The following is a 19,510-nucleotide window of genomic DNA, read 5'->3' as shown; positions in this document are numbered from 1 at the left end:
GTCAACCCTTGAGCTTGTCGTGCAGCACATAGGCCCAGGCGCTGATCGTGCCAGCCCCTAAGCAGACGACCATGTCGCCGGGGCGCGCTTCGTCGCGCACCAGCTGGACGAGGTCCGCCTCGTCTTCCAGCGCGTGCACGTTGCGATGCCCGTGCCGGACCAGGCCCGCCACCAGCGCGTCGCGATTGGCACCCTCGATCGGGGTTTCGCCCGCGGCATATACGGGAGAGATGCCGACCACGTCCGCATCGTTGAAACAGGCGCAGAACTCGTCGAAATGATGCGACAGGCGGCTGAAACGGTGCGGCTGGTGGACGGCGATCACGCGGCCGGTGCTTGCGTGCCGCGCGGCCTTCAGGACCGCCGCGATCTCCACCGGGTGGTGGCCGTAATCGTCGATGATCGTCACGCCATCCACTTCGCCCACGCGGGTGAAGCGGCGGTTGACGCCACCGAATTTCTTCAGCGCGGTGCGGATCTCGTCCTTGGTCATGCCAAGATGCCGGGCCACCGCCACCGCCGACAACGCGTTCGAGACGTTGTGATTGCCCGGCATCGGCAGGACGCAGCCCGAGATGGTTTCGCCTTCGGCGCGCAGGACGATGTCGAAATGCGCCTGGCCGTTCTCGTAGGTCAGGTTCGTCGCGCGCACGTCCGCCTGGGCGTTGAACCCGAACTTCACGACGCGGCGGTCGTTGATCCGCCCGACGAGGGCCTGGACCTCCGGGTCGTCGGTGCAGCAGACGGCCAGCCCGTAGAACGGGATGTTCGAGACGAATTCCAGAAAGCCCCGCCGGAGGTTCTCGATCGTGCCCCAGTGGTCCATGTGCTCGGGGTCGATGTTGGTGACGATGGCGATGGTGGCGGGCAGCCGATTGAAGGTGCCGTCGGATTCATCCGCTTCGACCACCATCCACTCGCCTTGCCCCATCCGCGCGTTGGAGCCGTAGGCGTGGATGATCCCGCCGTTGATGACCGTAGGATCGATGCCGCCTTCGTCCAGCAGCGCCGCGACCATGGTGGTGGTGGTGGTCTTGCCATGCGTGCCCGCGACGGCGACGTTGGACTTGAGGCGCATCAGTTCGGCCAGCATTTCGGCCCGGCGCACAATCGGCAAGCCACGGGCGCGGGCGGCGTCGAGTTCCGCGTTCCCCGGCTTGATCGCGGTCGAGATCACGACGACCTGCGCATCGCCCAGGTTCTCGGCCCGCTGACCGATCGTGATCCGCGCACCGAGGCTTTCCAGCCGGTCGGTGATCTTGGTGGATTTGAGATCCGACCCCTGCACGGTGTAGCCGTGGCTGATCAGCACCTCGGCAATGCCGGACATGCCGATTCCGCCGATGCCCACGAAGTGAATAGCGCCCACGTCCAGGGGCAGTTTCGTCGGTGCCATAAGCTGCAGATTTCCGTCCATCAGGGGCGTCCTCCTAGTGTTTCGACCAGAGCGACGAGGCGCTCCGTAGCGTCCGGCATCCCGCAGGACAAGGCCGCCCGGGCCATTTGTCCGGCCCCGGTGGGATGGCACAGGACGGTTTCCATGTGCTCCGCCAGCGCCTCGGGGGTGAACTTGCGCTCCGGCATCAGGACGGCGGCGCCCGCGTCGACCATCTGTCGGGCGTTGGCGGTCTGCTCGTCCCGGATCGCCGAGGCGAGCGGCACGAAGATCGCGGGCCGCCCGATCGCGCTGATGTCCGCCACGGTGCTGGCGCCCGAGCGGGCGATGACCAGTTGCGCCTCTGCCATCAGCGTGGGGATGTCGTCGAAGAATGTCCGGACCTCGGCGTCGATCCCCGCCTGCGCATAGGCCTCTTCCACCCGGGCGACATCCTCTTCGCGGGCCTGTTGGTGCACGCGGATATAGCGTTTCACCGGTTCGGGCAAAGCCGCGATGGCGGGCGGGACCACGTCCGAGAGGATCCGCGCACCCTGGCTGCCGCCGATCACCAGCACCGACATCGGGTAATCGCCCGGCGGGATGTAGCCCGCGCCCGCCCGGTCGAGCACGCTGGCACGCACCGGGTTGCCGGTGTGGAAGGCCTCGACCCCCTCGGGCAGCTCCGTCGGCCAGGTGCCGCAGGCCACGGTATGGACGCGCTTGGCGAAGAGCTGGTTGACCCGGCCCAGCACGCCGTTTTGTTCATGGATCATGCGCGGGATGCGCAAGGACGTGGCCGCCGTCATCGCGGGGATCGCGGGATAGCCGCCGAACCCCACGACCACGTCCGGCCGGTCCTTTCGCATCTTCACGATGGCCTGCAACGCCCCGCCCGCGATCCGGGCAGGCACCATCAGCTTCGCCAGCGCGCCGCCGCGCGCGAAGGTCGCCGAGGCGACGGTGTCGATCTGCACATCCTTAGGGAAGCCGCCGGTGTAGCGCGCGCCGCGCGCGTCGGTCGAGAGTTTTACGCGCCAGCCGCGGTCCAGCATCGCCTCGGCCAGCGACTGGGCGGGGAACATGTGCCCGCCGGTGCCGCCCGCGGCGATCATCACGAGCTTGCTCATCGGCCGGCCCGGCGCAGCAGGATGTCCCCGATTTCGCCTTGCGGGCGGGTGCGGGTGAACGCAAGAAGCATCCCCACCGCGATCCCCGTCGCGATCAGGGACGATCCGCCGTAGCTGACGAAGGGCAAGGTCATGCCCTTGGCCGGCAGAAGCCGCACCGCCACGCCCATGTTGATGAAGGCCTGCACGCCGAAGGCGCAGGTCAGTCCCGTGCCCGCGAGGCGGATGAAGGGATCACGCTCGCGCATCAGCCGCGCGAAGCTGCGCAGGACGATCACGGCGTAGAGAAGGATGATCGCCAACACGCAGACCAGCCCGTATTCCTCGGCCGCGACGGCGATGATGAAGTCGGTATGCGCGTCGGGCAGCGACCATTTCACCTGCCCCTCGCCCACGCCCACGCCGAAGAACCCGCCCTCCTGGATCGCATTCGTGGCGTAGCCTAGCTGCGTGCGCGGGTCGATGTCGGGCGACAGGAAGCCGTCGATGCGGCGGGCGAAGTGCTCCGAGTTGGAATAGGCCAGCACGCCCATGCTCACGATGACCCCGGCGAGGATCAGAAGAAGCAGCATCGGCGCCCCGGCCACGAAGTACATCACGCCCCAGGCGAAGAGCACCAGGCAGGCCTGCCCGAAGTCCGGCTGAAATGCCAGGAAGGCCACCACGATCGAGACGATGACGAAGCTCAACCGCCGCCCCGGGGGACCGCCGACGGTCATCCCGGCCGCCATCAGCCAGGCACACATGATCACCAGCCCGGGCTTGAGGAACTCCGACGGCTGCACCGAGGCGAAGCCCAGCGAATACCACCGCATCGCCCCCTTGCCGAAATCCGTGCCGAAGACCGGCAGGAACATCAGGGCCACGAAGGAGAAGGCAAAGCCGATCACGCCCAGCCTTCGGACGTTGGCCGGCGACAGGATCGAGAACCCGGCCATCGCCAGAAGCGCCATGATGCCGAAGAACGCCTGTCGCGAGACATAGTAGAACGGCGACAGCCCGTTGCGCGCGGCCAGCGGCGGCGAGGCGGCGAGACCCAGCATCAGCCCGATCCCGAAAAGCGCCACGACGCAGCCAAGTGTCCACTTGTCGACCGTGCGCCACCAGCGCGGCAGAACGGGGTCTCCCGTCGCCACGCGCGGCGCGCCGTATACCATCTCGGTCATAGATGTCCGCCCGAATATGCCTCAAGTCGTCCGGTTTACCCCGGATCTGAACACGAGTGTAACGCGAATGATTCGCAGCCGCCACACTTTATTCCCCACCCCGCGGATCGTCGCGCGCTTGCCTCGCACGGCGTTTCGCGTCAGGTCGGGTCCATGCAGGTCACAACCCTCGTCCTTGGCGCCGGAGCCGCCGGCATGATGGCCGCCGCCCACGCCGGTCCCGACACGCTCGTGGTCGATCACGCCCGCGCACCCGGAGAGAAGATCCGCATCTCGGGCGGTGGTCGGTGCAACTTCACCAATCTGCATACCGACCCTCAGGCCTTCATCTCGCGCAACCCGCATTTCGTGAAATCCGCGCTGGCCCGCTACACGCAATGGGACTTCATCGCGCTCGTCGACCGCCACGGCATCGGCTGGCACGAAAAGACGCTGGGGCAGCTCTTCTGCGACGACAGCGCCCGACAGATTGTGGCCCTCCTGCGGGCGGAGATGGACCGCGCCGGTGTCCGATTGTGGCTCGAGACGTCGGTGGAGGCCGTGCGGCACGATGGTGAGTTCGCGGTCTCGCTGACCCGGGCAGGCACGCCGATGACTGTGCGGGCGCGCAATCTCGTCATCGCCACCGGGGGCAAATCGATCCCCAAGATGGGTGCCACGGGCCTTGCCTACCAGTTGGCCGAGCAGTTCGGCCTGGGGGTGATCACGCCCCGCCCCGGCCTTGTGCCGCTGACCTTCGGCGAGACGTTCAAGCCGCTCGCCGGCACCGCCCTGCCGACCCGGGCGCAGGCGAACGGCCCCACCTTCGACGAGGCGACGCTCTTCACCCACCGCGGCCTGTCCGGTCCCGCGATCCTTCAGGCGTCGAGCTACTGGACCGAGGGAGAGAGCATCACGCTCGACCTCTCCCCCTCCCAGGACCTCTTCGCCGTCCTGAAGCAGGCCCGCCAGACGGCCGGGCGCCGCGCCCTGGGCACGGTCCTCTCTCACCACCTGCCCGCCAAGCTGGTGACATTCCTGCGCGACGAGCTGCCGAAGTCGAACCTCGCGGACCTCTCAGACGCGGCCCTCGCCGAGATCGCACAGCACCTGCACCGCTGGCAGCTCACCCCCGCCGGATCGGAAGGCTACCGCACCGCCGAGGTCACGCTGGGTGGCATCGACACCGACGCCGTGGACGCCCGAACGATGGAAGCGAAGGCCGTCCCGGGCCTCTACGCCATCGGCGAGGCCGTCGACGTCACCGGCTGGCTGGGCGGCTACAACTTCCAATGGGCCTGGTCCTCGGGCTGGGCCGCCGGCACCGCGATCGCCGCGACCGACTGAACGCCCGCCCGGTCCAAAAACCTGAACAGCCCGAGAAACCCCCGCCACTTCATCTGGCCAGATAAACTCCGGGGGAGCGGCGCAGCCGCGGGGGCAGCGCCCCCTTCACCCTCTCAGACCAGCCCGGCCTTCACCCGTTCCGCGAAGTCATCCCCGCGGGCGGCAAAGCTGTCGTACTGGTCGAACGAGGCGCAGGCCGGGGCCAGCAGGACCACCTCGCCCGGTTGCGCCTCGGCCATGGCCTGGCGGACCGCCTCGGTCATGGTGCCACAGACCGCCGCGTCGAGCCCGCCCAACTGTCGGGCGAAGGCCTCCGCCTCGCGTCCGATCACATAGGCCCGCACGACCGAACCAAGGTGCGGCATCAGTCCGTCCAGACCGCCGTCCTTCTGCAAGCCCCCGCAGATCCAGCGAATCCTGGGGAAGGCCTGCAGCGCCTTGGCGGCGGCGTCCACGTTCGTGGCCTTGGAATCGTTGACGTAACGCACACCATCTTGTTCCGCGATGACCTGGCTGCGGTGCGGCAGGCCGGGATAGCTGCGCATCGCGGCCTCGATCCCGCGCGGACCAAGGCCCAGCGTCCGCACCGCCGCGTAGGCGCAGCAGGCGTTCTGGTGATTGTGCGTACCTGGCAGACCCGCGATCTCGCGCAGATCGATGGAGGCCACCTGCTTGCCGCGCCGCGTCTCGGTCAGGAACCCCTTGCGCGCGCAGACGGCCCAGCCGTCCGAGAGCTTGCGCTCGACCGACACCCGGATAAGGCGGTCGTCTCCGGGGGCGTCGACCAACTGGTTGGCAAGGTAGCGCCCTTCCGCCTCGTCCACGCCGACGACGGCCCGATCGGGCCCCCCTTCCGAGAACAGGCGGCGCTTCGCGGCGAAATACCCCCCCGGCCCCGCGTGGCGGTCCAGGTGATCTGGAGAGATGTTGGTCAGCACCGCAACGTCCGGCGTCATGTGGCGCGCAAGCTCGGTCTGGTAGGAGGACAGTTCCAGCACGACGACCTCGCCATCATGGGCGGGGTCGATGTCCAGCACGCCACGGCCGATGTTGCCGGCAAGTTGCGTGGGACGTCCATTCTCCACCAGGATGTGGTGAATGAGTGCGGACGTCGTGGACTTCCCGTTGCTTCCCGTCACCGCGATGACGCGCGGGGCCGTGTCGAAGCCGTGCCAATCCTCCGTCGCGAAGGAGCGAAAGAACAGGCCGATGTCGTTGTCCACCGGCACGCCCGCGTCCCAGGCCGCCGCGATGGCCGGGTTCGGCGCGGGGTAGAGGTGCGGAATGCCGGGGCTGACGATCAGGGCCGAGATGCCGTCGAACGCACCGAAACCGGTGAAATCGCGCACTTCGAACCCGTCATCCTGCGCCACCTCGCGGCCCCTCTGGCCGTCATCCCAGACCACCGGGCGGGCCCCGCCTTCGCGCAAGGCCCGGGCCGCGGCCAGACCCGAACGGCCCAACCCCAGGACCCCGACGGCCTGGCCCTGGTATCCGCGGACGGGGATCACCTCAGCGCACCTTCAAGGTGGCGAGGCCGATCATCGCGAGGATCAGGGCGATGATCCAGAACCGGATGACGATCTGCGGCTCGGCCCAGCCCTTCTTCTCGTAGTGATGGTGAATCGGGGCCATCAGGAAGACGCGCTTGCCGGTGCGCTTGAAGTAGAGCACCTGGATGATGACCGAAAGCGCCTCGACCACGAAGAGCCCGCCGACGATGGCCAGCACCACCTCGTGCTTGGTGGCCACCGCTATGGCGCCCAGGGCACCGCCGAGGGCCAGCGACCCGGTGTCGCCCATGAAGACCGCGGCGGGGGGCGCGTTGTACCACAGAAAGCCCAGGCCGCCACCGACGAGGCCCGCGCAGAAGATCAGGATCTCGCCCGAGTCGGGCACGTAGTGCAGCCCAAGGCTGTCGGCGAAGTCCACGCGACCCACGAAATAGGCGATGATCCCGAAGGTCGCCGCGGCGATCATCGCGGGCATGATCGCAAGCCCGTCGAGCCCGTCGGTCAGGTTCACCGCGTTGGCCGCCCCCACGATCACGACCATCGCGAAGGGCACGAAGAAGACCCCGAGGTTCAGCAGCACGTCCTTGAAGACCGGCACGGCCAGCTGGAACTGCAACTGCTCGGGGTGGAAGAACGTGGCGAAGAATGCCGCCAGCCCCGCGATCGCGAAACCGATCGCCAGCCGCACCTTGCCGGACACCCCGTCGGACGCCTGGGCGCGCACCTTGGCGTAATCGTCGGCGAAGCCGATGGCCGCGAAGCCGAGCGTCACGAAGAGGATCATCCAGATGTAGGGCGTATCCCACCGGGCCCAAAGAAGCGTCGCGGTGGTCGAGGCCCCGACGATCAGCAGCCCCCCCATCGTCGGCGTGCCGGCCTTGGCCAGGTGACCTTCGGGGCCGTCGGTCCGGATCGGCTGGCCTTTCCCTTGCGTGCGACGCAGCACGTTGATGAGCGGCAGGCCGAAAAGGAAGCCGAACGTCAGCGCGGTCAGGAACGCGCCCCCCGCGCGGAAGGTGATGTAGCGGAAAAGGTTGAAGAAATCGCCGCCGTCCGACAAACCGGTAAGCCAATAGAGCATGTATGTCTTCCTTGCTGGACTGCGGGTCAGCGATGCCCGAGTTTGCGGATGGCGTCAACGACGCGGCTGACGTGGCTGCCCTTGGACCCCTTCACCAGCACGACATCGCCGGGTCCGACAAGCCGTCCCGCCATGGCGGCAAGGTCGTCGGCATCGGGGGACCACTGCCCCCGAAGTTCGGCCGGCAGCGCATCGAAGAGCGCGCGCATCCGCGGGCCTGTGCAATGAACCGCGTCCAGGCTCTTGAGGTGCGGGCTTGCGGCGAGACTTGCGTGCATCTCGACCTCCTCCGGTCCCAGTTCGAGCATGTCGCCCAGGATCGCGATCCTCCGGCCCCGCGCCTCGGCGCTCCCGCCCGCGCGCGGTGCGCTCGCGGCCAGCACTTCGAGAGCGGCCTCCATCGAGGCGGGGTTGGCGTTGAAAGCATCGTCGATCAGCGCGAGGCTCTCGCCCTCGTTGTGGGGGTCCAGCGTGACCGTCTCGCGGGTGCCGCGCCCGGCGGGCGGCTGCCAATCCGACAGGTGACGCGCCGCGTCGCCTGCGTCCGCGCCCAGGGCCTCACAAGCGGCAAGGACCGCGACGGCGTTGGCGGCGAAGTGCCGACCCGGGACGGACAGTTTCACGAGGTAGTCGGTTCCCGCATGGGCGGCGGCGATCACCGTGGCGACGTCCGTGATCCGGACGTCGTCGAGCCGCCAATCGGCGTCCTGACCGAAGGTGACGAGGTTCGCCCCCGCATCCGTCGCGATCTGGCGCAGGATCTGCGAGGTGGACAAATCCGCGTTGAGCACGGCGATCCCGCCCGGCTCCAACCCCTCCACGATGGAGGCCTTCTCGCGTGCGATCCCGTCGAGGTCGTCGAAGGCTTCCAGGTGCGCGGGGGCGACGGTGGTGACCATTGCCACGTGCGGCCGCGCCAGACGCGCGAGCGGAGCGATCTCTCCGGGGTGATTCATGCCGATCTCGATCACCGCGAAGGCCGCATCCCGCGGCATCCGCGCGAGGGTCAACGGCACGCCCCAATGGTTGTTGTAGGAGGCCTCCGCCACATGGGTGAGGCCCTGCGGGGTCAGGGCGGCGCGCAGCATCTCCTTGGTCGAAGTTTTGCCGACCGAACCGGTCACCGCCACCACGCGGGCCGCGGTGCGCGCGCGGGCGGCCCGCGCGAGATCCGCGAGGCCTGTCAGGACATTGCCCACGACCAGAAGCGGCGCGTCTTCCGCGACCCCCTCGGGCCGGTGGGTCACAAGTGCGGAAGATGCGCCCTTTTCAAACGCTTGCGCAACGAAGTCGTGGCCGTCCCGCTCCGCCTTCAGGGCCACGAACATATCGCCGGGCTGCAGGCTGCGCGTGTCGATGGAAACGCCGGTCGCGGTCCAGTCGCCCGTCGTTTCCCCACCCGTGGCGTCCCGCGCCTCGGCGGCGGTCCAGAGGGTCATATCCGCCCCTCCAGCGCCGCGACCGCGACGCTGGCCTGTTCGGCGTCATCGAAGGGCAGCACCGTATCGCCCACGATCTGGCCCGTCTCGTGCCCCTTGCCCGCGATCAGCAGGGCGTCACCGGGGCCCAGTGCGTCGATGCCGCGCAGGATCGCCTCGGCCCGATCGCCTACCTCTGTGACCTCGGCGGCGTGCGCGGCGATAGCGCCCGAAAGCACCGCGGCGCGGATGTCGGCGGGGCGTTCGCTGCGGGGATTGTCATCGGTGACCACGACCATGTCCGCGTTCTCGGCGGCGGCGCGTCCCATAAGGGGGCGCTTGCCGGAATCCCGGTCGCCGCCCGCGCCGAGGACCACGACGATGCGGCCCATCACGTGCGGGCGCAGCGCCTCGAGCGCCGTCTCGACCGCGTCGGGGGTGTGGGCATAGTCGACGAAGATCGTGGCGCCGTTCTCGCGCTGGGCCACGAGCTGCATCCGGCCGCGCACGGTTGTGAGCTCCGGCAGGGTGCGGAAGACGTCGCCCGGCAGGGCGCCGGCGGCGATCGCAAGCCCGCAGGCCAGAACCACGTTTTCCGCCTGGAACCCGCCGATCAGGTTCAGCCGTGCGCGGAAGGGACGGTCCTGCCAGGTGAACTGGATGTCCTGCCCGGTGTCGTCGAAGCGCTGCCCGGTGATCCGCAGCCGCGCGTCGGCGTGACGGCCGCAGCCGATGACCTCGATCCCGCGCAGGGTGCACAGGGACGCGACCTCCTGCCCGCGCGGATCGTCGAGGTTCACGACCGCGACCCCGTCGTCGGCCAGCACGCGGGTGAAGAGCCCCATCTTGGCGTCGAAGTAGGCCTCGAAGGTCTCGTGGTAGTCCAGGTGATCCTGCGTAAAATTTGTGAAGCCTGCCGCGGCGACCACGACACCGTCCAGCCGTCGCTGATCGAGCCCGTGGCTGGAGGCTTCCATCGCGGCATGGGTGACGCCGTCCTCGTCCGCCTCGGCCAGCACGCGGTGCAGGGTCAGCGGATCGGGGGTCGTATGCGCAAGGGGCGCGGTCCAGGCCCCTTCCACGCCGGTGGTGCCGAGGTTGATGCCCGCAAAGCCCAGCGCCTCCCAGATCTGGCGGGTGAAGGTGGTGACGCTGGTCTTGCCGTTGGTGCCGGTGACGGCGACGACGATCTCGGGGTGGGCGCCGAACCACAGCGAGGCGGTCTGCGCCAGGGCCTGCCGCGCATCCTGTGCGACGACGAGCGCCACGTCCCTGCCGTCCAGCGCGTCGCCGATCAATCGCGCCCCTTCGGCGTCCGTCAGGATCGCCGCGGCCCCCGCCTCGACAGCCTGGGCCGCGTATTTCGCACCGTGTACGCGCGTGCCGGGCATCGCGGCGAAGAGCGTGCCGTCGCGCACGCGGGCGCTGTCGGTCTCCAGCCCCAGGATACGCGGGTTGCGCCCGCCCCGGGCGTGCAGCCCGAGGTCCAGCAGGGTCTTGATGTCGGACATGCGGGCCCCCGGCGCCAAATCAGTTCGAGGTCAGTGTTACACCAGCCTGCGCCTGGGGTTCAATCTGCGGTCGCAGACCCAGCAGGGGACCCACGCGGCGGATCATCTCGGCGGCGACCGGCACGGCCGTCCAGCCCGCGGTCCGCTTGGGCTGATCGCCGCTGGTCTCGACCGGCTCGTCGAGGGTGACGATCAGGACGTACTGGGGATCGGAGGCGGGGAAGACCGTGGCGAAGGTCGTGATCGTCTTGTCGTCGTAGTAGCCGCCCGTGGGCTTGGGCTTGTCGGCGGTGCCGGTCTTGCCCGCGATCTGGTAGCCGTCGACATCGCCCATCGACGCGGTACCTTCGGTCACCACACCGCGCAGCATGTCGATCGCGTCTCTCGCGACCTCGGGCCGCATCACGCGCGGCCCGGGCACGGCGTCGCGTGCAAGCAGCGTGGGTGTCACGCGGGTGCCGCCGTTGGCGATGGTGGCATAGGCCTGGGCCAGGTGCAGCGGCGAGACGGACATCCCGTGGCCGAAGCTGATCGTGGCGGTCGTGACCTCGCCCCAGCGCGGCGGCAGAAGCGGACGGCCCGTCGGCGCCTCCGTCAGTTCGATCTGCGTGGGCTCCGTCAGGCCAAGCTCCCCCAGGAAATCCTTTTGCCGCTCTCCGCCGATCTGCAGCGCGATCCGGGCCGTGCCCACGTTCGAGGATTCGGCGATGACATCGGTCACCGTCATCATGGGGTCCATCCGGTGGAAATCGCGGATTCGCTGGCGTCCGAAGCTAAGCGGGCCTTTCGTGTCGATCATCGTCTGGGGGTTTACCAGCCCCAGCTCCATCGCCTGGGCCGCGGCGAAGATCTTGAAGGTCGAACCCAGCTCGTAGACCCCCAGCACCGCGCGGTTGAAAAGCGGATCGTCGGACTGGTCGCCTTCCAGCAGCGCACGCGGGCGGGAGTTCGGATCGAAGTCCGGCAGCGAGGCCAGCGCGATCACCTCTCCGGTGTGCACGTCCATCAGGACCGAGGCCGCACCCTTGGCGTTCATCAAGGCCATGCCGCCGGCCAGAACCTCCTCTGTCGCGGCCTGGACGGACAGGTCGAGCGAAAGCTTCAGCGGCGCGCCGTCGTTGGCCGGGTCGCGCAGGCGTTCGTCCATGGTACGCTCGATGCCGGCGACGCCGATCACCTCGGCGCTGCTGACCCCCTCGCGCCCGTAGGAGGCGCCGCCCAGCACATGCGCGGCGATGGGACCGTTGGGGTAGAGCCGCATCTCGCGCGGGCCGAAGAGCAGACCGGGCGAGCCGATGTCGTGCACCTGTTGCATCTGCTCGGGCGAAATCCGGCGCCGCACCCATACGAAGCTGCGCGAACCGGTGAAATCCTTGACCAGCCGCTCCTCGTCGAGGTCGGGGAAGATCTCGGCCAGTTCGCGCGCGGCCCGCTCGGGGTCGATCATGTCGCGGGTCTGCGCGTAGAGCGCATGGGTCGCGAAGTTCGTGGCGAGGATCCGGCCATTGCGGTCCACGATATCCGCGCGGCGGCCGACGATGGGGTTGCCGGTGGTGGCGACGCGCGCCTCGTCGGGAACGGTTGCGGCAAGGGCACCCATCCGCAGACCCACCGCCCCGAAGGCCACCGCGAAGGCCAGTCCCAGCAGCACCAGCCGCTGTTCGGCGCGCTTGCGGGCGCGGTCGGCCTGCGCCTCGTTGCGCAGGCGCAGGTTCTCGGCTTCGATGGCGCCGGGATCCTCGCCGGTTTCACGGGCCTTGAGGATACGGGCGAGCGGGCGCAGCGGGGTCCGGATCACAGCGGGTCCTCTCCTTGGGTCGCGAGGTAGGATTGCACGTCGATGGGGTCGGTGATCGGCAAGATGTCGGGGATCGGGTAGACGATGTAGCGCGCCGAGCCGAAGCTGTCGGGCTCCATCGGCAGAAGGCCCAGCCGGTCGAAGTTCAGATCCGCGAGGTCACGCAGCCGGTCGGGCCGGTTGAGGTAGGCCCATTCGGCGCGCAGGATCGCCAGGCGCTCGTGCGCGTCGCCGATCCGGGCCTGCAGGCCGCGGACGTCCTTCATCACCGCCTGGGTGCGATAGTGTTCCTGGTAGGCCCAGGTGCCAAGCCCCATGACGGCAAGTGCGATGCACAGGTTGATCAGGAAACGGGTCATCGGTCGTCCTTCCTCAGCGGCATGCCCAGCGTCTTGCGGTCGATGGGCTGTGACGGGGCATCGGTGCGGCGGGCCACCCGCAACTTGGCCGATCGCGCGCGCGGATTGGCCGCGACTTCGGCCTCGTTCGGCGCGATGGCCTTGCGGGAGGCTTGAGTGAAGGCGGGTGTCACCTCTTCGAGCGCGGGCGCGAAACGGTTCGCGTTTGCGGTGTTCCCCGAGCGGGCCTGCAGGAACCGCTTGACCATGCGGTCCTCGACCGAGTGGAAGGTCACGACCGCCAACTGCCCGCCGGGGCGCAAGGCGCGTTCGGCGGCCATGAGCCCCTCGGCCAGCTCGCCGTATTCGTCGTTCACCGCGATCCGCAGCGCCTGGAAGGTTCGGGTCGCGGGATGGGACTGGTTCGGCTTGGCGCGCGGCAGGCAGGATTCGACCAGCCCGGCCAGCTCCAGCGTCGTGCTGACGGGGCGCGCAGCGACGATGGCGCGGGCGATCCGTCGGCTGGCGCGCTCCTCGCCGTAAAGGTAGATGATGTCGGCCAGCGCGCCCTCGTCCGCCGTGTTCACGAGGTCCGCGGCAGAGGGACCGCTTTGCGACATGCGCATGTCGAGCGGACCGTCGCGCATGAAGGAAAAGCCCCGCTCCGGCCGGTCGAGCTGCATCGAGGACACGCCCAGATCCAGCACTACCCCGTCGAGCTCACCGGCATAGGTGTCCAGCTTCGAGAATTCACCGGCCACGCATTCGATGCGATCGCCGTAGCCGTCGATCCAGCCGCGCGCCATCTCGAAGGCGAGCGGATCGCGGTCGACGGCGATCACGCGCCGGGCCCCCGCTTCCAGCAGGCGGCGGGTGTAGCCCCCTGCCCCGAAGGTCCCGTCGAGCCAGGTCCCCTCCACCGGCGCGCAGGCGTCGATGATGGCGTCGATGAGGACCGGAACATGGGGTGCGGCATCGGCCATCTTGCTAGCCCACCAGGCTCATGGGGTCGAAATGGTCGCCGCGCCCCTCCAGCCAGTCGTCCATGGGTGCGTCCACGGCTTCCTCGAAGTTCTCGTCCTTCCAGACCTGGATGAAATCGCCGAGACCCATGAAGGACAGCTCGCCTTCGACGATGCCCAGCTTCTCGCGATACCGCTGGGCGAGCACGACGCGGCCGTCCTTGTCGATGGTCAGCTCGTCGGAATAGCCCAGGAACAGGCGTTTGATGTACTGCTTGTTGGGATCGGAATCGGGCATGGCGAGGATCCGGGCCATCTTTGCGCGGAACTCGTTCACGGTCAGGATCTGCAGGCTTTCGCCCAGGTGCTTGCCGTAGAGTATCTTGGCCTGCATCGGCTTGCCGGAGGACCACGCGGGGTCGCCTTCCTCGATCACGCGTCGAAACTTCGCCGGAATGGACATGCGCCCTTTCCGGTCGACCTTCGACTGAAACGTGCCCGTGAAGCCGTCCTCTTCCACGTTGCCCTTTCCGTCCCCACGGTTCTAGAATGTGAAAACGGCGAACCGAGCCAGCTGCCACTGCTCGATCCGCCGTTTTCTGCCCCCTGGAGAGGGCCTGACCAGCTACACGCGCCATCGTGGGGGATGTCTGCTCGCCCGCGCGCCGGATCGTTCAAGGATAAAACGAGGCCTGTATGAAACCTGACTTTTCGCCGGTGGGGTCTTTGGCGCCCCTTGTTTGTCTGCCCGTCTTTCCTTGGAGATGTTTGTGCCATGAGGGGGCGGGACCGGCAACGGTTTATTTGGGAATTCTGTGAACTTCATGGGACAGACCGGGTGATCACGGGCCCGTTACCGGTCTGTTATCCCCAGTGATCGGCGCATATTTGGTATGCCTGTGGATGAATTTTACCATATCTTGACGATTTTGGGCGGGTTCAGAGAAGTTCAGTGACGCGCGAAAAAAGTTCTAGCCGCCGTCCGATTCGGGCGAGGGTCGTGCCCGGCCCGCCGCAGTCAATATATATTAGCGCTCATTTCGGGGGAAAAATTGCGCGAATCCGAGACGCCGCGCGACCCGATTCCGACGTCTCGCCCGGTCGATTCACAGCGGTTCAGAATCGGAACGGCGCGTCGGGGATCGGTTCACTGAAGTTCCAGGGGATTCCGCGCATGCCGAAACCGAGGCATTTCGCGGGTTCGACGCCGGGAATACCTCGGTTTCGACCGCATCCGGCGTGATTCTCGGAAAAGGCGTCGAAAGCTTGGCCCGCCGCTGTCTCTCAGGCCATGCCGCCGTCGATCAATCCTCTGGCGAGCGCGGCATAGGCCTGGGCCGCGGGGCCGTCTCCTGCCGCAACGGGTGTGCCCGCATCCCCCGCCAGCCGCGTGTCGAGGTCGATGGGCAAGGCGCCCAGCAGCGGAAGGCCCAACGCCTCCGCCTCGCGCCCGACGCCGCCGTGGCCGAAGATCTGGGTTTCCTCACCGCAATGCGGACAGTGGAAGGTCGACATGTTCTCGATCAGGCCCAGCACAGGGGTCTTGAGGGTGTTGAACATGTCCATTGCCTTGCGTGCGTCCAGAAGCGCCACGTCCTGAGGCGTGCTGACGATGACGGCCCCCGTCAGGTCGGTCTTCTGCGCCAGCGTCAGCTGCACGTCGCCGGTGCCGGGCGGCAGGTCTATTATAAGAACGTCGAGGTTGCCCCATTCCACCTGTCCCAGCATCTGTTGAAGCGCGCCCATCAGCATCGGCCCGCGCCAGACCACGGCCTTCGCGGGATCCACCATCAAGCCGATCGACATCATCGTGACACCATGCGCCTTGAGCGGAATGATCTTCTTGCCGTCGGGACTGCCGGGGCGCTGGCTTACCCCCATCATGCGCGGCTGACTGGGCCCGTAGATATCCGCATCCAGCAGGCCGACCCGCCGCCCCGCCTTCGCCAGTGCCACCGCAAGGTTCGAGGACACCGTCGATTTTCCGACGCCCCCCTTGCCCGAGCCCACGGCCAGGATCCGATCGACACCGGCCACGCGCTGCGGCCCGTCCTGCGGCGTGGGATGACGACCGACCTTGAGGCTGGGGGGTTCGGGCGCGGGCTTGGCGGGACCGTGGGCCGTCAGCACCGCAGAGACGGACAGGTTCGGTCGAAGTTCCTGCACCAGTTGCACCGCGGCGGCGCGCACCGGCTCCATCCGGGCGGCGGTCGCGGCATCGGGCGCTTCGATGACAAAGCGGACGGTGTCCCCTTCTATTGTCACGGCCCGCACCATGTCGCGCGAGACGATGTCGCCGCCATCGGGCAATCCGACCCGCGACAGCGTGTCCATGAGGGTTCGTCGATCAAGCGCCATGCGACCGGGTCCTTCCTTGTCTAACGGCTGCACCCTCTGCCGCCCGGGGCGAAGGTGCAAGGCCGCCCGGATGCAAGGTCTGCGCCCGTAGCGATTCACGGATTCGCAAGCGACCTTGGGTAACCTTGCATTTGCTGCATAGCAGCATTGCCGAGACGGCGATTGTGCAATTGCAGCATCAACTCATATAAAGGTCACAAGCAAGGCAGCAGGGCAATCCGGCCCCGAACGCCAGACAAACCCGATAGCCGAAAGGCCCGACCAAATGGCACTTTTCAGCACCAACACCGCACCGAACGGCCTGGCCGGTCTTCGCGCCCGGCTCATCGACGCCGCGAACCGCCGCCGCGTCTACAGCGCAACCGTCCGTGAGCTGTCCGCGCTCAGCAACCGCGAACTGGACGATCTTGGCATCTCCCGCTCGATGGTCAAGAGCATCGCGGCCGAAGCCGCCTACGGCAACTGAATTTCCATCGGATCCCGGCGACCTCCTCCCCGCCCGGATCTGTAGCGCGTCGCCCCCTCCTCCCATAGAGGCGATGTGCACCTTCAAGACGGCGGCTCCGGCCACCTCCTCCCGGCCAGGGGCCGCCGTTTTGACAAAAGATACGGATGTCGCACCTCCTCCCGCGGCATGCGTTGGTTCCAGGGTTCAGGCGACCTCCTCCCCGCCGATGCCCTCGGGACAAAGACCCGGATCCGCCGCGTCCTCCTCCCTGCGGTTGGTCCACACCGCGGTGATCGCCACCTCCTCCCGGCGATCACCGCACCTCATACGGATACGGGCGCTGCACCTCCTCCCGCGGCGGCCCGTTGACCGGGCGCTCTCCTCCCATAAGCCCCGGTCCCGGCGCAGACCCGACCTCCTCCCCGAGGTTTGTGCCGCAAACGAAAAGGCGATGCGCACCTCCTCCCGCGCATCGCCTTTTTTCGTATGTCGGTTCGAGGCATCGCGCCCATCCTCTTGGTGACGCTCCTGATCACACGGACGTCCCCCCGGGCCGTCGCGCAGGTGGTTCCGCCGGCGATGGCATGGGGCCGTACGCGCGACCTGGACGACCTTCTCAGAACGGCACGTCGCTCGCGGTATCGGCCGGCACGACGAACTTGGCGACGACGTTCTTCGATCCCGCCTTGTCGAACTCGATCGCCAGCTTGTCGCCTTCGATCCCCATCACCTCGCCGTAGCCGAACTTGGTGTGGAACACGCGGTCGCCGGTGGTGTAGCTGCTGACCGCGTCGAGATCGATGACCATGTTCCGCGCCTCCGCCGGCTGCTTCACGCCGCGCTGCTGGCCGCGCGCTTGCAACCGCCGCCAACCCGGAGAGTTGTAGACGTTCGCGTCATGCGCCTTCTGGTGCAGGTCGGACATGGATTCCTCGCGCAGCTTCGGACTGGCGGTTGCCGCCATCCCCGCCGCCCCGTAACCGCCGCCATATAGGCCGGGCGGTGTCAGGACCTCCACGTGATCCTCCGGCAGCTCGTCCACGAAACGCGACGGCAAGGCCGACTGCCACTGGCCGTAGACCCGGCGGTTCGCCGCGAAGGAGATCGTGCAGATCTCCTCCGCCCGGGTGATCCCGACGTAAGCCAGGCGGCGTTCCTCTTCGAGGCCCTTCAGACCGCTTTCATCCATCGAGCGTTGCGACGGGAACAGCCCGTCTTCCCACCCCGGCAGGAAAACGGCGGGAAACTCGAGCCCCTTGGCGGCGTGCAGGGTCATGATGCTGACCTTCTCGCCTTCGACCTCGGTCTCGTTGTCCATGATAAGCGCCACGTGTTCGAGGAAGCCCTGAAGGTTGTCGAAATTCTCCAGCGCCTTTACCAGTTCCTTCAGGTTCTCCAGACGGCCCGGCGCCTCCGGCGTCTTGTCGTTCTGCCACATCCCCGTGTAGCCCGATTCGTCGAGGATCATCTCGGCCAGTTCGACGTGGGTATCCGCCTCGGCCCGCACCTGCGCATGCCAGCGGTCGAGGCCGTCGACCAGAACGCCCAGTTCGCGCAGGCCCTTGCCGCCCAGGAGTTTCGCCTGCACCACGAGCCGCGCCCCTTCGACGAGGCTCACACCATTGCTGCGCGCGGTGCGCTGGATCGTCTGAACCGCCTTGTCGCCCAGGCCACGCTTGGGCGTGTTCACGATCCGCTCGAAGGCCAGATCGTCGTCGAGGCTCACCGCGAGGCGGAAATAGGCCATGGCGTCGCGCACCTCGAGTCGCTCGTAGAAGCGCGGCCCCCCGATCACCCGGTAGGGCAACCCGATGGTCAGGAACCGGTCCTCGAAGGCGCGCATCTGGTGGCTCGCGCGCACCAGGATCGCCTGGTTGTCCAGCCCGACAGGTTCCAGCCCCCGGGTGCCGCGTTGCAGCGCCTCGACCTCCTCGCCGATCCAGCGCGCTTCCTCCTCGCCGTCCCAATGGCCGATCAGGCGGACCTTCTCGCCCTCTTCGGCGTCGGTGAAGAGCGTCTTGCCCAGCCGCCCCTTGTTCGAGGCGATCACGCCGGAGGCCGCGGCCAGGATATGCGGCGTCGAGCGGTAGTTCTGTTCCAGCTTCACGACCGTGGCGCCGGGGAAATCGGTTTCGAACCGCAGGATGTTGCCGACCTCCGCCCCGCGCCAACCGTAGATCGACTGGTCGTCGTCGCCCACGCAGCAGATGTTCTTGTGGCACTGCGCCAGAAGCCGCAGCCACAGGTACTGGGCCACGTTGGTGTCCTGGTACTCGTCCACGAGGATGTATCGGAACCAGCGCTGGTACTGCGCCAGCACGTCCTCGTGGGTCTGGAAGATCGTCACCATATGCAGCAGCAGATCGCCGAAATCGCAGGCGTTCAGATCGCGCAGCCGCGCCTGGTAGGCGGCATAAAGCTCCACCCCCTTGTGGTCGAAGGCGCCCGCGTCCGAAAGCGGCACCTTGTCGGGCCCGTAGGCCTTGTTCTTCCAGCCGTCGATGATCCCCGCCAGCATCCGCGGCGGCCAGCGCTTCTCGTCGATGCCTTCGGCGATGATGAGCTGCTTCATCAGCCGCAACTGATCGTCTGTGTCCAGGATGGTGAAGTTCGACTTCAGCCCCACCAGCTCCGCATGACGGCGCAATTGCTTGACGCAGATTGCGTGGAAGGTGCCGAGCCAGGGCATCCCCTCCACCGTCTGCCCCAAAAGCCGTCCCACGCGCTCCTTCATCTCGCGCGCGGCCTTGTTGGTGAAGGTCACGGCCAGGATCTCGCGCGGCTGCGCCGTGCCGGTCGTCAGCAGATGCGCGATTCTTGCGGTCAGCGCCCGCGTCTTGCCGGTGCCGGCCCCCGCCAGCATCAGGACGGGCCCTTCCAGCGCCTCGACCGCCGCACGCTGCGCGGGGTTCAACCCGTCAAGGTAATCGGCCGCCGCCGCGGGGCGCGCCATGGCACGTTGCGACAAGGGCACGGCACGCTCGAAGGCGTCGTCTTCGGAATAATCGGTCATGCCCGCGTTAATACTCTTCCACGGCGCCCGAATAAACCCCCCGTTCCCCTTTCGTTCGCGACCCCGACTTCA

General features: G+C 67.7%; 15 protein-coding genes. 2 read left to right on the top strand and 13 right to left on the bottom strand.

Annotation, left to right across the window (positions count from 1 at the left end; genetic code table 11):
- Position 1 precedes the first annotated feature (1 nt).
- The 3 genes from murC to ftsW are packed head-to-tail and all read right to left on the bottom strand — an operon-like array spanning position 2 to position 3,671.
- Positions 2–1,417 (bottom strand): UDP-N-acetylmuramate--L-alanine ligase, encoded by a 1,416-nt coding sequence (gene murC, locus EU805_RS08675; RefSeq protein WP_129763577.1) that lies wholly within the window; start codon positions 1,415–1,417, stop codon positions 2–4.
- Positions 1,417–2,505 (bottom strand): undecaprenyldiphospho-muramoylpentapeptide beta-N-acetylglucosaminyltransferase, encoded by a 1,089-nt coding sequence (gene murG, locus EU805_RS08670; protein ID WP_129763576.1) that lies wholly within the window; start codon positions 2,503–2,505, stop codon positions 1,417–1,419. The genes murC and murG overlap by 1 nt, the downstream gene beginning before the upstream one ends.
- The gene (ftsW, locus tag EU805_RS08665) at positions 2,502–3,671 is read right to left on the bottom strand and encodes a putative lipid II flippase FtsW (RefSeq protein ID WP_129763575.1); all 1,170 of its coding nucleotides are present in this window, start codon (positions 3,669–3,671) and stop codon (positions 2,502–2,504) included. Before ftsW ends, murG begins: the two co-directional genes overlap by 4 nt.
- A 153-nt stretch (positions 3,672–3,824) precedes the next feature.
- Between ftsW and EU805_RS08660 the strand changes: the two genes are divergently transcribed.
- On the top strand, positions 3,825–4,997 hold the full coding sequence (locus EU805_RS08660) for an NAD(P)/FAD-dependent oxidoreductase (RefSeq protein WP_129763574.1): 1,173 nt from the start codon (positions 3,825–3,827) through the stop codon (positions 4,995–4,997).
- 113 nt (positions 4,998–5,110) lie between these two features.
- On the opposite strand, the gene murD is transcribed toward EU805_RS08660, so the two are convergent.
- The 9 genes from murD to EU805_RS08615 all read right to left on the bottom strand — a co-directional run bounded on the left by murD (position 5,111) and on the right by EU805_RS08615 (position 15,977).
- Positions 5,111–6,508 carry a UDP-N-acetylmuramoyl-L-alanine--D-glutamate ligase gene (murD, locus tag EU805_RS08655; RefSeq protein ID WP_129763573.1) on the bottom strand — a complete coding sequence of 466 codons (1,398 nt, stop codon included), beginning with the start codon at positions 6,506–6,508 and terminating at the stop codon, positions 5,111–5,113.
- 1 nt (position 6,509) lies between these two features.
- Positions 6,510–7,592: a phospho-N-acetylmuramoyl-pentapeptide-transferase gene (gene mraY / locus EU805_RS08650; protein WP_129763572.1), complete on the bottom strand. Its 1,083-nt coding sequence runs from the start codon at positions 7,590–7,592 to the stop codon at positions 6,510–6,512.
- 26 nt (positions 7,593–7,618) lie between these two features.
- Positions 7,619–9,031, bottom strand: coding sequence for a UDP-N-acetylmuramoyl-tripeptide--D-alanyl-D-alanine ligase (gene murF, locus EU805_RS08645; protein ID WP_129763571.1), 1,413 nt, complete (start codon positions 9,029–9,031; stop codon positions 7,619–7,621).
- Entirely contained in the window at positions 9,028–10,521 is a 1,494-nt protein-coding gene (locus EU805_RS08640) for a UDP-N-acetylmuramoyl-L-alanyl-D-glutamate--2,6-diaminopimelate ligase (RefSeq protein ID WP_129763570.1), read from the bottom strand. The genes murF and EU805_RS08640 overlap by 4 nt, the downstream gene beginning before the upstream one ends.
- Before the next feature lie 19 nt (positions 10,522–10,540).
- Complete coding sequence (locus tag EU805_RS08635) at positions 10,541–12,319, bottom strand: penicillin-binding protein 2 (protein WP_129763569.1); 1,779 nt, start codon at positions 12,317–12,319, stop codon at positions 10,541–10,543.
- Positions 12,316–12,678 (bottom strand): cell division protein FtsL, encoded by a 363-nt coding sequence (locus EU805_RS08630; RefSeq protein ID WP_165351918.1) that lies wholly within the window; start codon positions 12,676–12,678, stop codon positions 12,316–12,318. The genes EU805_RS08635 and EU805_RS08630 overlap by 4 nt, the downstream gene beginning before the upstream one ends.
- Positions 12,675–13,640 (bottom strand): 16S rRNA (cytosine(1402)-N(4))-methyltransferase RsmH, encoded by a 966-nt coding sequence (gene rsmH, locus EU805_RS08625; RefSeq protein WP_129763568.1) that lies wholly within the window; start codon positions 13,638–13,640, stop codon positions 12,675–12,677. Before rsmH ends, EU805_RS08630 begins: the two co-directional genes overlap by 4 nt.
- A 4-nt stretch (positions 13,641–13,644) precedes the next feature.
- Positions 13,645–14,139 carry a division/cell wall cluster transcriptional repressor MraZ gene (locus EU805_RS08620; RefSeq protein WP_129763567.1) on the bottom strand — a complete coding sequence of 165 codons (495 nt, stop codon included), beginning with the start codon at positions 14,137–14,139 and terminating at the stop codon, positions 13,645–13,647.
- A gap of 764 nt (positions 14,140–14,903) precedes the next feature.
- Positions 14,904–15,977 (bottom strand): Mrp/NBP35 family ATP-binding protein, encoded by a 1,074-nt coding sequence (locus EU805_RS08615; RefSeq protein ID WP_129763566.1) that lies wholly within the window; start codon positions 15,975–15,977, stop codon positions 14,904–14,906.
- Between the two features lie 265 nt (positions 15,978–16,242).
- Here EU805_RS08615 and EU805_RS08610 point away from each other — a divergent pair, with 265 nt between their 5' ends.
- Positions 16,243–16,443, top strand: a complete 201-nt coding sequence (locus EU805_RS08610) for a DUF1127 domain-containing protein (RefSeq protein ID WP_129763565.1) — start codon at positions 16,243–16,245, stop codon at positions 16,441–16,443.
- Between the two features lie 598 nt (positions 16,444–17,041).
- Here the strand turns inward: EU805_RS08610 and EU805_RS08605 are convergent.
- Entirely contained in the window at positions 17,042–19,438 is a 2,397-nt protein-coding gene (locus tag EU805_RS08605) for an ATP-dependent helicase (protein WP_129763564.1), read from the bottom strand.
- Positions 19,439–19,510 lie beyond the last annotated feature (72 nt).

It is taken from the genome of Salipiger sp. IMCC34102 (assembly GCF_004145405.1).
Taxonomy (GTDB): domain Bacteria; phylum Pseudomonadota; class Alphaproteobacteria; order Rhodobacterales; family Rhodobacteraceae; genus Loktanella.
The sequence above is the reverse complement of the archived record's forward strand: the minus strand, read 5'-3'. Positions and strand labels throughout refer to the sequence as shown.

What these genes read in the sequence shown, in the direction of transcription:
- murC (WP_129763577.1), bottom strand. Translation starts at nt 1,417, where the DNA reads ATGGACGGAAATCTGCAGCTTATGGCACCGACGAAACTGCCCCTGGAC.
- murG (WP_129763576.1), bottom strand. Translation starts at nt 2,505, where the DNA reads ATGAGCAAGCTCGTGATGATCGCCGCGGGCGGCACCGGCGGGCACATG.
- ftsW (WP_129763575.1), bottom strand. Translation starts at nt 3,671, where the DNA reads ATGACCGAGATGGTATACGGCGCGCCGCGCGTGGCGACGGGAGACCCC.
- EU805_RS08660 (WP_129763574.1), top strand. Translation starts at nt 3,825, where the DNA reads ATGCAGGTCACAACCCTCGTCCTTGGCGCCGGAGCCGCCGGCATGATG.
- mraY (WP_129763572.1), bottom strand. Translation starts at nt 7,592, where the DNA reads ATGCTCTATTGGCTTACCGGTTTGTCGGACGGCGGCGATTTCTTCAAC.
- murF (WP_129763571.1), bottom strand. Translation starts at nt 9,031, where the DNA reads ATGACCCTCTGGACCGCCGCCGAGGCGCGGGACGCCACGGGTGGGGAA.
- EU805_RS08640 (WP_129763570.1), bottom strand. Translation starts at nt 10,521, where the DNA reads ATGTCCGACATCAAGACCCTGCTGGACCTCGGGCTGCACGCCCGGGGC.
- EU805_RS08630 (WP_165351918.1), bottom strand. Translation starts at nt 12,678, where the DNA reads ATGACCCGTTTCCTGATCAACCTGTGCATCGCACTTGCCGTCATGGGG.
- rsmH (WP_129763568.1), bottom strand. Translation starts at nt 13,640, where the DNA reads ATGGCCGATGCCGCACCCCATGTTCCGGTCCTCATCGACGCCATCATC.
- EU805_RS08615 (WP_129763566.1), bottom strand. Translation starts at nt 15,977, where the DNA reads ATGGCGCTTGATCGACGAACCCTCATGGACACGCTGTCGCGGGTCGGA.
- EU805_RS08610 (WP_129763565.1), top strand. Translation starts at nt 16,243, where the DNA reads ATGGCACTTTTCAGCACCAACACCGCACCGAACGGCCTGGCCGGTCTT.
- EU805_RS08605 (WP_129763564.1), bottom strand. Translation starts at nt 19,438, where the DNA reads ATGACCGATTATTCCGAAGACGACGCCTTCGAGCGTGCCGTGCCCTTG.